This is a genomic window from Vibrio cyclitrophicus, from assembly GCF_024347435.1.
GTDB lineage: Bacteria > Pseudomonadota > Gammaproteobacteria > Enterobacterales > Vibrionaceae > Vibrio > Vibrio cyclitrophicus.
Window position 1 is genome coordinate 1,561,691 of record NZ_AP025480.1, and the last position, 17,692, is coordinate 1,579,382.

Here is a 17,692-nt window from a genome sequence, read left to right on the forward strand (position 1 = left end):
AGCGGTGTTCGTTACGCAAACGAACGTAGCGGATGGCAACTGGGGTAGCTTCAGCATCGATGCGGCGGGCAACTGGACGTACGATCTGAACAACGACCACGCGGATGTACAGGCACTGGACAGCGATAGCGACCCAGTGACACGCGTCATCACGGTGGCAACGGCCGACGGCACGACACACGACGTGACCGTGACCATCACGGGCAGCGACGACAAAGCGGTCGTGACCCCAAGCCAAGATGGCGACGACGCGGGCGCGGTGCAAGAAGACGTGACCGACCTAGCGACAGGCAAGTTGGACGTGGTTGACCCAGACGCAGGCGAAGCGGTGTTCGTTACGCAAACGAACGTAGCGGATGGCAACTGGGGTAGCTTCAGCATCGATGCGGCGGGCAACTGGACGTACGATCTGAACAACGACCACGCGGATGTACAGGCACTGGACAGCGATAGCGACCCAGTGACACGCGTCATCACGGTGGCAACGGCCGACGGCACGACACACGACGTGACCGTGACCATCACGGGCAGCGACGACAAAGCGGTCGTGACCCCAAGCCAAGATGGCGACGACGCGGGCGCGGTGCAAGAAGACGTGACCGACCTAGCGACAGGCAAGTTGGACGTGGTTGACCCAGACGCAGGCGAAGCGGTGTTCGTTACGCAAACGAACGTAGCGGATGGCAACTGGGGTAGCTTCAGCATCGATGCGGCGGGCAACTGGACGTACGATCTGAACAACGACCACGCGGATGTACAGGCACTGGACAGCGATAGCGACCCAGTGACACGCGTCATCACGGTGGCAACGGCCGACGGCACGACACACGACGTGACCGTGACCATCACGGGCAGCGACGACAAAGCGGTCGTGACCCCAAGCCAAGATGGCGACGACGCGGGCGCGGTGCAAGAAGACGTGACCGACCTAGCGACAGGCAAGTTGGACGTGGTTGACCCAGACGCAGGCGAAGCGGTGTTCGTTACGCAAACGAACGTAGCGGATGGCAACTGGGGTAGCTTCAGCATCGATGCGGCGGGCAACTGGACGTACGATCTGAACAACGACCACGCGGATGTACAGGCACTGGACAGCGATAGCGACCCAGTGACACGCGTCATCACGGTGGCAACGGCCGACGGCACGACACACGACGTGACCGTGACCATCACGGGCAGCGACGACAAAGCGGTCGTGACCCCAAGCCAAGATGGCGACGACGCGGGCGCGGTGCAAGAAGACGTGACCGACCTAGCGACAGGCAAGTTGGACGTGGTTGACCCAGACGCAGGCGAAGCGGTGTTCGTTACGCAAACGAACGTAGCGGATGGCAACTGGGGTAGCTTCAGCATCGATGCGGCGGGCAACTGGACGTACGATCTGAACAACGACCACGCGGATGTACAGGCACTGGACAGCGATAGCGACCCAGTGACACGCGTCATCACGGTGGCAACGGCCGACGGCACGACACACGACGTGACCGTGACCATCACGGGCAGCGACGACAAAGCGGTCGTGACCCCAAGCCAAGATGGCGACGACGCGGGCGCGGTGCAAGAAGACGTGACCGACCTAGCGACAGGCAAGTTGGACGTGGTTGACCCAGACGCAGGCGAAGCGGTGTTCGTTACGCAAACGAACGTAGCGGATGGCAACTGGGGTAGCTTCAGCATCGATGCGGCGGGCAACTGGACGTACGATCTGAACAACGACCACGCGGATGTACAGGCACTGGACAGCGATAGCGACCCAGTGACACGCGTCATCACGGTGGCAACGGCCGACGGCACGACACACGACGTGACCGTGACCATCACGGGCAGCGACGACAAAGCGGTCGTGACCCCAAGCCAAGATGGCGACGACGCGGGCGCGGTGCAAGAAGACGTGACCGACCTAGCGACAGGCAAGTTGGACGTGGTTGACCCAGACGCAGGCGAAGCGGTGTTCGTTACGCAAACGAACGTAGCGGATGGCAACTGGGGTAGCTTCAGCATCGATGCGGCGGGCAACTGGACGTACGATCTGAACAACGACCACGCGGATGTACAGGCACTGGACAGCGATAGCGACCCAGTGACACGCGTCATCACGGTGGCAACGGCCGACGGCACGACACACGACGTGACCGTGACCATCACGGGCAGCGACGACAAAGCGGTCGTGACCCCAAGCCAAGATGGCGACGACGCGGGCGCGGTGCAAGAAGACGTGACCGACCTAGCGACAGGCAAGTTGGACGTGGTTGACCCAGACGCAGGCGAAGCGGTGTTCGTTACGCAAACGAACGTAGCGGATGGCAACTGGGGTAGCTTCAGCATCGATGCGGCGGGCAACTGGACGTACGATCTGAACAACGACCACGCGGATGTACAGGCACTGGACAGCGATAGCGACCCAGTGACACGCGTCATCACGGTGGCAACGGCCGACGGCACGACACACGACGTGACCGTGACCATCACGGGCAGCGACGACAAAGCGGTCGTGACCCCAAGCCAAGATGGCGACGACGCGGGCGCGGTGCAAGAAGACGTGACCGACCTAGCGACAGGCAAGTTGGACGTGGTTGACCCAGACGCAGGCGAAGCGGTGTTCGTTACGCAAACGAACGTAGCGGATGGCAACTGGGGTAGCTTCAGCATCGATGCGGCGGGCAACTGGACGTACGATCTGAACAACGACCACGCGGATGTACAGGCACTGGACAGCGATAGCGACCCAGTGACACGCGTCATCACGGTGGCAACGGCCGACGGCACGACACACGACGTGACCGTGACCATCACGGGCAGCGACGACAAAGCGGTCGTGACCCCAAGCCAAGATGGCGACGACGCGGGCGCGGTGCAAGAAGACGTGACCGACCTAGCGACAGGCAAGTTGGACGTGGTTGACCCAGACGCAGGCGAAGCGGTGTTCGTTACGCAAACGAACGTAGCGGATGGCAACTGGGGTAGCTTCAGCATCGATGCGGCGGGCAACTGGACGTACGATCTGAACAACGACCACGCGGATGTACAGGCACTGGACAGCGATAGCGACCCAGTGACACGCGTCATCACGGTGGCAACGGCCGACGGCACGACACACGACGTGACCGTGACCATCACGGGCAGCGACGACAAAGCGGTCGTGACCCCAAGCCAAGATGGCGACGACGCGGGCGCGGTGCAAGAAGACGTGACCGACCTAGCGACAGGCAAGTTGGACGTGGTTGACCCAGACGCAGGCGAAGCGGTGTTCGTTACGCAAACGAACGTAGCGGATGGCAACTGGGGTAGCTTCAGCATCGATGCGGCGGGCAACTGGACGTACGATCTGAACAACGACCACGCGGATGTACAGGCACTGGACAGCGATAGCGACCCAGTGACACGCGTCATCACGGTGGCAACGGCCGACGGCACGACACACGACGTGACCGTGACCATCACGGGCAGCGACGACAAAGCGGTCGTGACCCCAAGCCAAGATGGCGACGACGCGGGCGCGGTGCAAGAAGACGTGACCGACCTAGCGACAGGCAAGTTGGACGTGGTTGACCCAGACGCAGGCGAAGCGGTGTTCGTTACGCAAACGAACGTAGCGGATGGCAACTGGGGTAGCTTCAGCATCGATGCGGCGGGCAACTGGACGTACGATCTGAACAACGACCACGCGGATGTACAGGCACTGGACAGCGATAGCGACCCAGTGACACGCGTCATCACGGTGGCAACGGCCGACGGCACGACACACGACGTGACCGTGACCATCACGGGCAGCGACGACAAAGCGGTCGTGACCCCAAGCCAAGATGGCGACGACGCGGGCGCGGTGCAAGAAGACGTGACCGACCTAGCGACAGGCAAGTTGGACGTGGTTGACCCAGACGCAGGCGAAGCGGTGTTCGTTACGCAAACGAACGTAGCGGATGGCAACTGGGGTAGCTTCAGCATCGATGCGGCGGGCAACTGGACGTACGATCTGAACAACGACCACGCGGATGTACAGGCACTGGACAGCGATAGCGACCCAGTGACACGCGTCATCACGGTGGCAACGGCCGACGGCACGACACACGACGTGACCGTGACCATCACGGGCAGCGACGACAAAGCGGTCGTGACCCCAAGCCAAGATGGCGACGACGCGGGCGCGGTGCAAGAAGACGTGACCGACCTAGCGACAGGCAAGTTGGACGTGGTTGACCCAGACGCAGGCGAAGCGGTGTTCGTTACGCAAACGAACGTAGCGGATGGCAACTGGGGTAGCTTCAGCATCGATGCGGCGGGCAACTGGACGTACGATCTGAACAACGACCACGCGGATGTACAGGCACTGGACAGCGATAGCGACCCAGTGACACGCGTCATCACGGTGGCAACGGCCGACGGCACGACACACGACGTGACCGTGACCATCACGGGCAGCGACGACAAAGCGGTCGTGACCCCAAGCCAAGATGGCGACGACGCGGGCGCGGTGCAAGAAGACGTGACCGACCTAGCGACAGGCAAGTTGGACGTGGTTGACCCAGACGCAGGCGAAGCGGTGTTCGTTACGCAAACGAACGTAGCGGATGGCAACTGGGGTAGCTTCAGCATCGATGCGGCGGGCAACTGGACGTACGATCTGAACAACGACCACGCGGATGTACAGGCACTGGACAGCGATAGCGACCCAGTGACACGCGTCATCACGGTGGCAACGGCCGACGGCACGACACACGACGTGACCGTGACCATCACGGGCAGCGACGACAAAGCGGTCGTGACCCCAAGCCAAGATGGCGACGACGCGGGCGCGGTGCAAGAAGACGTGACCGACCTAGCGACAGGCAAGTTGGACGTGGTTGACCCAGACGCAGGCGAAGCGGTGTTCGTTACGCAAACGAACGTAGCGGATGGCAACTGGGGTAGCTTCAGCATCGATGCGGCGGGCAACTGGACGTACGATCTGAACAACGACCACGCGGATGTACAGGCACTGGACAGCGATAGCGACCCAGTGACACGCGTCATCACGGTGGCAACGGCCGACGGCACGACACACGACGTGACCGTGACCATCACGGGCAGCGACGACAAAGCGGTCGTGACCCCAAGCCAAGATGGCGACGACGCGGGCGCGGTGCAAGAAGACGTGACCGACCTAGCGACAGGCAAGTTGGACGTGGTTGACCCAGACGCAGGCGAAGCGGTGTTCGTTACGCAAACGAACGTAGCGGATGGCAACTGGGGTAGCTTCAGCATCGATGCGGCGGGCAACTGGACGTACGATCTGAACAACGACCACGCGGATGTACAGGCACTGGACAGCGATAGCGACCCAGTGACACGCGTCATCACGGTGGCAACGGCCGACGGCACGACACACGACGTGACCGTGACCATCACGGGCAGCGACGACAAAGCGGTCGTGACCCCAAGCCAAGATGGCGACGACGCGGGCGCGGTGCAAGAAGACGTGACCGACCTAGCGACAGGCAAGTTGGACGTGGTTGACCCAGACGCAGGCGAAGCGGTGTTCGTTACGCAAACGAACGTAGCGGATGGCAACTGGGGTAGCTTCAGCATCGATGCGGCGGGCAACTGGACGTACGATCTGAACAACGACCACGCGGATGTACAGGCACTGGACAGCGATAGCGACCCAGTGACACGCGTCATCACGGTGGCAACGGCCGACGGCACGACACACGACGTGACCGTGACCATCACGGGCAGCGACGACAAAGCGGTCGTGACCCCAAGCCAAGATGGCGACGACGCGGGCGCGGTGCAAGAAGACGTGACCGACCTAGCGACAGGCAAGTTGGACGTGGTTGACCCAGACGCAGGCGAAGCGGTGTTCGTTACGCAAACGAACGTAGCGGATGGCAACTGGGGTAGCTTCAGCATCGATGCGGCGGGCAACTGGACGTACGATCTGAACAACGACCACGCGGATGTACAGGCACTGGACAGCGATAGCGACCCAGTGACACGCGTCATCACGGTGGCAACGGCCGACGGCACGACACACGACGTGACCGTGACCATCACGGGCAGCGACGACAAAGCGGTCGTGACCCCAAGCCAAGATGGCGACGACGCGGGCGCGGTGCAAGAAGACGTGACCGACCTAGCGACAGGCAAGTTGGACGTGGTTGACCCAGACGCAGGCGAAGCGGTGTTCGTTACGCAAACGAACGTAGCGGATGGCAACTGGGGTAGCTTCAGCATCGATGCGGCGGGCAACTGGACGTACGATCTGAACAACGACCACGCGGATGTACAGGCACTGGACAGCGATAGCGACCCAGTGACACGCGTCATCACGGTGGCAACGGCCGACGGCACGACACACGACGTGACCGTGACCATCACGGGCAGCGACGACAAAGCGGTCGTGACCCCAAGCCAAGATGGCGACGACGCGGGCGCGGTGCAAGAAGACGTGACCGACCTAGCGACAGGCAAGTTGGACGTGGTTGACCCAGACGCAGGCGAAGCGGTGTTCGTTACGCAAACGAACGTAGCGGATGGCAACTGGGGTAGCTTCAGCATCGATGCGGCGGGCAACTGGACGTACGATCTGAACAACGACCACGCGGATGTACAGGCACTGGACAGCGATAGCGACCCAGTGACACGCGTCATCACGGTGGCAACGGCCGACGGCACGACACACGACGTGACCGTGACCATCACGGGCAGCGACGACAAAGCGGTCGTGACCCCAAGCCAAGATGGCGACGACGCGGGCGCGGTGCAAGAAGACGTGACCGACCTAGCGACAGGCAAGTTGGACGTGGTTGACCCAGACGCAGGCGAAGCGGTGTTCGTTACGCAAACGAACGTAGCGGATGGCAACTGGGGTAGCTTCAGCATCGATGCGGCGGGCAACTGGACGTACGATCTGAACAACGACCACGCGGATGTACAGGCACTGGACAGCGATAGCGACCCAGTGACACGCGTCATCACGGTGGCAACGGCCGACGGCACGACACACGACGTGACCGTGACCATCACGGGCAGCGACGACAAAGCGGTCGTGACCCCAAGCCAAGATGGCGACGACGCGGGCGCGGTGCAAGAAGACGTGACCGACCTAGCGACAGGCAAGTTGGACGTGGTTGACCCAGACGCAGGCGAAGCGGTGTTCGTTACGCAAACGAACGTAGCGGATGGCAACTGGGGTAGCTTCAGCATCGATGCGGCGGGCAACTGGACGTACGATCTGAACAACGACCACGCGGATGTACAGGCACTGGACAGCGATAGCGACCCAGTGACACGCGTCATCACGGTGGCAACGGCCGACGGCACGACACACGACGTGACCGTGACCATCACGGGCAGCGACGACAAAGCGGTCGTGACCCCAAGCCAAGATGGCGACGACGCGGGCGCGGTGCAAGAAGACGTGACCGACCTAGCGACAGGCAAGTTGGACGTGGTTGACCCAGACGCAGGCGAAGCGGTGTTCGTTACGCAAACGAACGTAGCGGATGGCAACTGGGGTAGCTTCAGCATCGATGCGGCGGGCAACTGGACGTACGATCTGAACAACGACCACGCGGATGTACAGGCACTGGACAGCGATAGCGACCCAGTGACACGCGTCATCACGGTGGCAACGGCCGACGGCACGACACACGACGTGACCGTGACCATCACGGGCAGCGACGACAAAGCGGTCGTGACCCCAAGCCAAGATGGCGACGACGCGGGCGCGGTGCAAGAAGACGTGACCGACCTAGCGACAGGCAAGTTGGACGTGGTTGACCCAGACGCAGGCGAAGCGGTGTTCGTTACGCAAACGAACGTAGCGGATGGCAACTGGGGTAGCTTCAGCATCGATGCGGCGGGCAACTGGACGTACGATCTGAACAACGACCACGCGGATGTACAGGCACTGGACAGCGATAGCGACCCAGTGACACGCGTCATCACGGTGGCAACGGCCGACGGCACGACACACGACGTGACCGTGACCATCACGGGCAGCGACGACAAAGCGGTCGTGACCCCAAGCCAAGATGGCGACGACGCGGGCGCGGTGCAAGAAGACGTGACCGACCTAGCGACAGGCAAGTTGGACGTGGTTGACCCAGACGCAGGCGAAGCGGTGTTCGTTACGCAAACGAACGTAGCGGATGGCAACTGGGGTAGCTTCAGCATCGATGCGGCGGGCAACTGGACGTACGATCTGAACAACGACCACGCGGATGTACAGGCACTGGACAGCGATAGCGACCCAGTGACACGCGTCATCACGGTGGCAACGGCCGACGGCACGACACACGACGTGACCGTGACCATCACGGGCAGCGACGACAAAGCGGTCGTGACCCCAAGCCAAGATGGCGACGACGCGGGCGCGGTGCAAGAAGACGTGACCGACCTAGCGACAGGCAAGTTGGACGTGGTTGACCCAGACGCAGGCGAAGCGGTGTTCGTTACGCAAACGAACGTAGCGGATGGCAACTGGGGTAGCTTCAGCATCGATGCGGCGGGCAACTGGACGTACGATCTGAACAACGACCACGCGGATGTACAGGCACTGGACAGCGATAGCGACCCAGTGACACGCGTCATCACGGTGGCAACGGCCGACGGCACGACACACGACGTGACCGTGACCATCACGGGCAGCGACGACAAAGCGGTCGTGACCCCAAGCCAAGATGGCGACGACGCGGGCGCGGTGCAAGAAGACGTGACCGACCTAGCGACAGGCAAGTTGGACGTGGTTGACCCAGACGCAGGCGAAGCGGTGTTCGTTACGCAAACGAACGTAGCGGATGGCAACTGGGGTAGCTTCAGCATCGATGCGGCGGGCAACTGGACGTACGATCTGAACAACGACCACGCGGATGTACAGGCACTGGACAGCGATAGCGACCCAGTGACACGCGTCATCACGGTGGCAACGGCCGACGGCACGACACACGACGTGACCGTGACCATCACGGGCAGCGACGACAAAGCGGTCGTGACCCCAAGCCAAGATGGCGACGACGCGGGCGCGGTGCAAGAAGACGTGACCGACCTAGCGACAGGCAAGTTGGACGTGGTTGACCCAGACGCAGGCGAAGCGGTGTTCGTTACGCAAACGAACGTAGCGGATGGCAACTGGGGTAGCTTCAGCATCGATGCGGCGGGCAACTGGACGTACGATCTGAACAACGACCACGCGGATGTACAGGCACTGGACAGCGATAGCGACCCAGTGACACGCGTCATCACGGTGGCAACGGCCGACGGCACGACACACGACGTGACCGTGACCATCACGGGCAGCGACGACAAAGCGGTCGTGACCCCAAGCCAAGATGGCGACGACGCGGGCGCGGTGCAAGAAGACGTGACCGACCTAGCGACAGGCAAGTTGGACGTGGTTGACCCAGACGCAGGCGAAGCGGTGTTCGTTACGCAAACGAACGTAGCGGATGGCAACTGGGGTAGCTTCAGCATCGATGCGGCGGGCAACTGGACGTACGATCTGAACAACGACCACGCGGATGTACAGGCACTGGACAGCGATAGCGACCCAGTGACACGCGTCATCACGGTGGCAACGGCCGACGGCACGACACACGACGTGACCGTGACCATCACGGGCACGAACGATGTGCCAACCATCGATGTGGTGGCAGAGCCTGAGTTCAATGAAAACGACGCGGCGGTAGATACCGTGGTGGCGACGTTCACGGCGTCGGATGAAGAAGACGGCACACCAAGTGTTGCCTTCACCCCGGGCACAAACACCGATGGTTACTACGCGATCAGCGGCACCGATGTGGTACTGACGCAAGCGGGTGTTGACGCGGTAAATGCAGGCGAGACACTGCCAGCGGTTAGCCTAACGGCGACCGATAGCGACAATGCGAAGGCGGTTGATAGCGATACACCAACTTATAACTCTGTTGACGCTATAGATGATGGTTCGTTAGGCCAGGAATACACTGCTTCTGCCGATTTCACTGATGGTATTACAATTCCAACTGGAAGTGATGGCCAACCTCTGTTCTCGATTGAAGCCATCACTTATGACTCCGATGGTAATGAGACATCAGGGACTATATCTGAATTAAGTGGCTTTGGAATTGGTGTCGCAGGCTCTATTAGGGATAGCGGACAAATTGCTGATCAGATTGAATATGATCCTGGATCTGACACCTCTGAAAAAATTAAATTTGAATTTAGTGAGTTAGCTAATAATGTCGATTTTAGCGTTTCACGACTTTTTGGTGGTGAAAATGAAGGAGAACAAGGTGCTTGGTCTGCATATTATAATGGAGAGCTTGTCGCTTCAGGAGTATTCAAAACGGATTCTGGCGCTTCTACGGGCGACTTTAGCATCGACACCGGTGATATTGTATTTGATACGTTAGTCTTCGAAGCAGATTCGAATGGTGTACGAGTTGGGGATTCTTCTGATTATGTCTTATCTTCAATTAGCGTTACCGGAATAGATCTAGGTGATGGTGCCATCATTGCTGATGAAGACGACGGCGTATCTGTGACCGACGCTAATGCAGGGCTTCTTGCAAACGATATCGATGACCAAAGTGATACCTTTTCATTGACCGCTGTAAATGGCCAGACGATTACTAATGGTTCAGTTGTTACTCTTCCAAGTGGCGCATTGCTTACTATTTATGCCGATGGGACTTACGACTATGACACCAACGACGTCTATGATTACTTGCAAGCTGGGGAACTAACGACTGAGAGCTTCACATATACAATTACAGATGAACATGGCGCAACAGATACGGCGACAGCAACTATTAATATTATTGGTAGTAATGACGCTCCTAGCGGAAATCCAGATACCGCAACTCTCGAAGAAGGTAGCACAGTCACCTTTACTCCTGATCAGTTGTTAGTTAACGATGTTGATAACGATGACACGAATTTGGCTGTTCTTTCGCTAGCAAGTGACTCGTCTGGTACAAATGAGGTTGATGTATCCTCTCCAGGTTCGACGTTCTCTACAAGTTTAGGTGGGACGGTAACTATAAATGATGATGGTTCATTTAGTTATCAAGCTCCTCAAGGCCAGGATCATACTCAAGGCGTAGCAATAACTGATTCCATTTATTATTTAGTTACTGATGGTAAAGGAAACTCCAATTGGACTGAGATCGAAATCGCGGTCACGGATAGTGGACCGACTGCAGTTGACGACTTTGATAGTGTAGGCTTTGGCGGTTTAGGCTTCGGTAACTTGATCTCTGGTGAAAACGATGGTTCAGGTAAGGATGACTTAGGTAGTGATATTACGAAAGTAACCAGTATTACTTTCGATGGCCAGAAATACAACGAATGGAACAATGACGGTGAGATCGTCATTGATACAGGTACCGCTATTGCTACGTTTAATCAAGACGGCAGCTATAGCTACCAATCAACCCAAGCTGAAGGCCAAGTAAAGTCGTTTTCAACAAACGACATGCTGAATAATAACGGTATTGAGCTTTATGCTTATAGCGATTATCGACAAGTTGATGTTACGAACCTAAACACTAACTCTGCCAGTGTAGTCAACATCAGCGAAAAAGTTGGCATCTACTACGACAACTCCGAAGGAAACGGCAGTCAAATACGTTACGACGAAGCATTGGTTACTAAGTTTAGCGGCGAGGTTTCTGTCGCTAACTTTACTTTGAATGGCGTTGTTAACAGTGAGGAAGTTTTCTGGAAGGCATATGACAATCAGGGCTCTCTAGTTGACAGTGGTACTATAAGTAGTAACGACTTAACTATTGTTTCTGATAGTGGTTTTGAAACTGTGGTGCTTTATACCGGTACTACCAATAACTTTATGGTAGAGAGTGTTGAGGTTCAATACAGCGTAGGCTCGGCTAATCAAGATACGTTCCAATACGAGTTGACTGATGCTGATGGTAGTGAGTCTTCAGCTCAATTGACAGTTACACAAGACTCATTACCAGTAGCTAAAGATAATAGCGAAGAGGTATATGAAGCTGGTCTTGAATCGGGTACTGATGCTAATAGTGACGCAAGTATTGTGACCGGCAATATCCTCGACAATGATAGTGGCGTTAGTAGTTCTACGTTAATTAGCGCAGTTAACGGTCAGGCACCAGTAAATGGAATCGTGGTTGTTACTACATCTTACGGTACGTTGACTGTATATACTGATGATTCTAATGGCTTCCGTTCAGGGGACTTTGAATATGAATTAATGAATACATCAATTGGTGATGATATTGTAGATAGTTTTAATTACGAGATATCAAATAGCGTTGGTGTTACGGACAGTGCGCAGCTTAATATTAATATCGTTGATGATGTGCCTATTGTCAGTGATGTTGAACGCAACTTAACGACCACATCAGACCCTATAACAACAAATTTGACTTTTGCTCTCGACTTGTCAGGTAGTATGGACGACTCAGCTGGTAATGGGAAAAGCTATCTAGAAACGGCAATTGAAGCCTTGACGGCTCTCGTTGGCGAAGTTGATGATACCGGTGATGTCAATGTTCAAATAGTTACTTTCTCAGGTAATAATATAGTCAATTCTGGTTGGCTATCAGACGATGTCGCTCAGGTGGTTACGTACCTTGAATCCTTGCAAGCTAACGGTGGAACACGATATAGCGATGCACTAGAAAAAGTTATGGACAGTGGGGATTTGCCAACTTCTGACCAGAGTTTTGTGTACTTTATTTCAGATGGTGAGCCTAATAATGGGTTTAGCGTGGGTTCAACTCTTCAAAACAGTTGGAATAGCTACTTAGATTCATCAAACTATGATATTTCTTTTGCTATAGGTATCGGCAACGCACCACTAGATGAGCTAACGCCTATCGCACATTCTCCTGATCCTGACGATGATGATAGCAATTATGCTGTTGTGGTTGATGATGCTGATGATTTGACCAATACAGTTTTAGAGTATTTTGATAACAACAGTATTAGTGGTGACGTTAAGTTGTTTGACACCGAAGGCGGTATTTTAGAAGGAGCTGACGGTGTATCAATAACATCGATTGTCATCGACGGCATCACTTATGAGTATGATGTGAGTTCACCTGAAATTACAGTTTCAACCGCGTTAGGCGGGGAGTTTAGGATTAATTTCGACTCCGGTGAATATTATTACAGTATCGTCGTCGACCGAAATGTATTAAACGAGAGTGAAGTTATTCAAGTGCAGGTTGAAGATGGGGATGGAGATCAGGACTCTCTAAAATTAACGCTTAATATCGATTACTACGCGACCGTCGATGCAAACGTAAATAATATTATTACTAATTTGAACAGTGACTCTTCATTGTCTATTGATACTGATTATCTTACGCACTCAGACGCAATAACTTCAGATACCATTGTTTCTAGTGTCGAAAGCTCTGAGGCTACAGTTACTCTAGATGGGGAAGCTGTTATTTTAGCAAACGCTGAAAGTGGTGATGAGTTCAGTTATGTGATTGATGGAAATGGCGTTTCAGATAGCGCTGGTGTTGAAGTGAATTTTGTCGACAGTTCTGTTTTATCAGGAACACAAGCTGATGATATTATTATAGGTAAGCCGCCGACTAATAGTATAGGAGAATTGGCAACAATTACTGCTACCGTTCGTTCCGGTAATACTTACAATACCCCTAATCAATACGGATTCGTATTGTCTAGCTTGGCTGCTAGTTTGTCAGTAATGCAAATTAGTATTGACTTGAGTAGTATCGACAACAATGCTAACTGGGATATCAGTGATAGCCGAAACCCTTTGTACCAAACAGAGTCAAAAGGCATCGAGCAAACTGATAATATTTGGGATGCAATGGACTCGGATTCTTCAGTACTGATTGCTAATTTTGTTGATGGTGATTTTACCAGCGATGATGAGTTTTGGTTCACATTCGATACTGACAATTTTGGTGTAGATCAAGGCAGTAGCTTTATAGGTGCATCTTTTGAAGTAATTTTGAATGATGGGTCAGTGATTATTGGTACTTATGAGTCAGATAATAACGGTGGCGCAATAGCGGTAGCCCAAAATTATGCTAGTGCACTTCAGGGTTTTGATGGTGATGATGTATTGGTTGCAGATAAAGGTAATGACCTTCTTGATGGTGGAGAGGGTGATGATCTATTAATTGGTGGGTTAGGTGATGACATCTTGACTGGTGGCAGCGGTGATGATTTGTTCCAGTGGGTTGACCAGCCGTTCCAAGGCGATATTGATACAATAACCGACTTTGCTTTAGGCCAAGATCACTTAGATATATCGCAGTTATTGCCAACGGAAAATTCAATGTCAGATTTACTTGATCATATCACGATTGAAAAAGTCGATAATGGTGGCGGGGATAAGGATTTAGTGATTACTATCTCTGAAGATGCGAGCAACAGCGGTCAAACACAAACAATTGTGCTCGACAATACGGGAAATCAATTTGACTCAGTGAATGCCCAAGGCGATGGCAGCGTGATTAGTAGCGACTTAAGTAACTTGGTTAATCAACTCTTCGTGAATTTACCAGAACAATAACAAAAAGGGCCGAAAGGCCCTTTTTTAATAGATCTTGTTTGCTATAAAAGCTAGATTCTAAAGCACTAAGATTAAAGCACCTTACAAGCAAAACCTTTTAGGTAGAAACCTTCTGGATAAGCTGTATCTGTTAAATGATCGGCTGCTTGCTCGAAGCGCTCGACAAATTTTACGGTTCTGCCTGCGTCTAGTGCCGCATCAGCAATGATTTTTTGGAATAAGTCAGCGCCCATTAAGCCTGAACAAGAATAGGTGAGTAGAGTGCCACCTGGTTTCAGTATTTGCATCGCAAGCATGTTAACGTCTTTATAGCCGTTCGCGCCAGATGTCAGGTTGTTCTTACTTGAAACGAATTTTGGTGGATCCATGATCACTACGTCGAACTTCGTGCCTTGGTCTCGGTATTCGCGAAGTAGTTTGAATACGTCTGCGTTTAGGAATACTGCACGCTTTTTCGAGATGTCGAACTCATTCAGCTCAGCGTTGAACTTAGCTGTATCAAGAGCTAATTGAGAAACGTCTGCATTGATTACACGCTTAGCATCACCTTTAAGGGCATACAGACCAAAACCACCTGTGTACGAGAAACAGTTAAGGACATCTTTGCCTTTAACGTATTTCATCGATTCTTTACGGCTATCACGTTGGTCCATATAGAAGCCCGTTTTATGGCCTTCGATAATGTTTACGCTGATTTTCACACCGTTTTCTTCAATGACCACTGATTTAGGTGGTTCTTCACCGTGAAGTACGCCAACAACTTGTTCTAAGCCTTCTTTTTTACGGACTGCTACGTCAGAACGCTCATAAATATTGCAGTCAGGGAAACATTCAATTAAAGCTTCAACAAGTATGTTCTTATTAAACTCAGCTCCGGCGCTAAGTAATTGGCATACGAGGAAATCTTGATATTTATCGATTGTGATACCGGGAAGGCCATCAGACTCTGCTGCAGTAAGGCGGTAGCCAGTTAGACCATCACGTTCAATGATATCTTCACGCAAAGATTGCGCGTCTTGAATTCGTTTTACGAAGAATGCTTTATTGATTTCTTCTTTTTCAAATGTCCAAACACGAGCTCGAATTTGAGATTCCGGTGAGTAAGCCGCTTTTGCAAGCCACTGACCATTTTGAGTGTATACGTCTACAGTTTCACCTGATTTTGGCTCGCCTTCGACTTTATCGATACCGCGTGAAAATACCCATGGGTGTTTACGGCGTAGTGATTTGTCACGGCCTTTAGCTAGATGAATTGAAGGAGTCATAATTTACTCTGTTTGTTGAATTTGAAGGAGGGGTATTGTCGAGGAAGTACAGTTGAAAAGCAAATAAGAAAGGGCTGCACAAGCAGCCCTAGTAATGATTAATCAGCACATACTGGCTAGATATAAGTATTAAGCTTTGAGACCTGTCAGCAAGCCTTCCATCGTATCACTTTGTTTACGAAGTTGGTCAACATTGGAATTGCTCTTACTGATCATTTCACAGATGCTATCTGACTGATGACGAATCTCCTCAACACTTTGAGCTATGTTATCTGCAACAACACCTTGCTCTTCCGCGGCTGTAGCAATCTGAGTACTACTGTCTGAGATAGATTGATTCTTTTCTGCTAAAGAGCCGATCTCGACATTCACTTCTGACATCAGTGTCTGGCCTTCACTAGCGTTGTTTACCGTTATTTCCATCAGTTTGGTTAGTGATTGGCTGTTACGTTGTAATGATTCAATCATGCTTTGGATTTCTACAGTTGCTTGTTGAGTACGACCTGCAAGGGCACGAACTTCATCGGCAACAACAGCGAATCCACGACCTTGCTCGCCGGCACGAGCGGCTTCGATAGCCGCGTTCAATGCGAGTAGATTGGTCTGCTCTGAAATGCCATTGATGGTTGCGACCACCTCATCGATCTGCGCCGCGTTGGTATCAAGCTCTTCTACTGCTTGTGAAGCGGATTGGATCTCTTGAGATAGGTTAGAGATAGACTCCAATGTGTTTGAAACTTTTACTTGACCGCTCTGGGCCACGCCGCGAGCGTCCATCGTTTGTGAGCTAGACTCATGAGCAAGGGTAGCGACTTCACGAATTGTCGCCGCCATTTGTTCCGTCGCACTTGCCAAACTATTCAGGTGTTCTTGTTGATTACCTGAAATATCTGAGCTTTGTTGTGTTGACTGATTCAAATCCGAACTGATCTGTTGCATGAGTGCGACAGACTCTTGGATTGATAGAACCATATTTTGCTCACGTTCGGCAACCTTATCAATAGTGATCGCAATTTCGCTGAACTCATCACGAACTAAGAAGTAGTTCATACGACAAGTTAAATCACCATTGGCGAGAGTGTTCAATGCTTTGTTCATGGAGAACATCGCTCCGCCAATGAAAGTCATGATGTAATAAACGCCAAGCGCAATTAAGGTCAGAGTAACCGCAATGATAGAAACTTGCTTTGTAGATAAAGCCGACCATAGGTTTTGATCATGGTTTGCGACTAAACTGAACGCGCCGTTCATCACTGAAACGGATCCCGTACCATAGCCTAGAGAAATGCTTTCAGAATGACTAACAAGCTGAGCGACTTGATCTTTAGTGAGTTGGCCTGCTTCGATAAGGCCTTTCATCAAGAGCATTTCTTCTTGATAAAGGTGGGCAAGTAAAGAGTCCGCTGCGCTATCTAAAACGAGAGTTAATATCACTAGGGCGAGAAGAGGCAATAAGAAGAGTAGATAGAACTTTTCTTGGATTTTTAGGTGAATGAGATATTTGTCAATCCAACGAAATGGGATTTCTTTCATAATCGTTATACTCGAAGTAAGTCCACCAATAAGCGGTGAATGAATAGAATGGCAGCTATATCATTCATATAATTTATGAGGCAACGTTATGAAAAATTCACAATGTATATTTGTCGTGTCGGGCGTCGTTCAATGTGTTGGTTTTCGCTATCACACCAGTAGACAAGCACAAGCTTTGGATATTTCAGGATACGCCATGAATTTGAATGATGGGCGAGTTGAAGTGTTAGCTGTCGGAGAGATGGAGCAGATTAATAAGTTGTACGCTTGGTTACAAATAGGACCTGCTAGTGCGACAGTCGACCATGTTGTCAAATATGATGTTACAGAAGCAGATCTTAGAGTGGTACGTGTTGGCGAATTCAAAATACTGTAGTTAACGCACTAAAGT

The 17,692-nt window shown here is 53.0% G+C and carries 4 protein-coding genes (1 of these 4 only partly in view); 2 read left to right on the forward strand and 2 right to left on the reverse strand.

Translation table 11 applies throughout. The features are described 5' to 3' along the window. Nucleotides 1-14,503, forward strand: partial view of a VCBS domain-containing protein gene (locus tag OCW38_RS06815; protein WP_315974570.1) — the 3' end only. Its footprint begins 20,306 nt before the window's first position; 14,503 of the gene's 34,809 nt are visible here — the last part of the coding sequence; the start codon falls outside the window, past its left edge; the stop codon is at nt 14,501-14,503. Between the two features lie 71 nt (nt 14,504-14,574). On the opposite strand, the gene OCW38_RS06825 is transcribed toward OCW38_RS06815, so the two are convergent. Next, the gene (locus OCW38_RS06825; protein WP_010440717.1) at nt 14,575-15,768 is read right to left on the reverse strand and encodes a class I SAM-dependent methyltransferase; all 1,194 of its coding nucleotides are present in this window, start codon (nt 15,766-15,768) and stop codon (nt 14,575-14,577) included. A 129-nt stretch (nt 15,769-15,897) separates the two neighbouring features. Continuing rightward, nucleotides 15,898-17,301, reverse strand: coding sequence for a methyl-accepting chemotaxis protein (locus tag OCW38_RS06830; protein WP_261895545.1), 1,404 nt, complete (start codon nt 17,299-17,301; stop codon nt 15,898-15,900). A gap of 88 nt (nt 17,302-17,389) precedes the next feature. On the opposite strand from OCW38_RS06830, the gene yccX reads away from it, so the two are divergent. Then, nucleotides 17,390-17,677: an acylphosphatase gene (gene yccX, locus OCW38_RS06835; protein ID WP_010440721.1), complete on the forward strand. Its 288-nt coding sequence runs from the start codon at nt 17,390-17,392 to the stop codon at nt 17,675-17,677. Nucleotides 17,678-17,692: the final 15 nt, after the last annotated feature.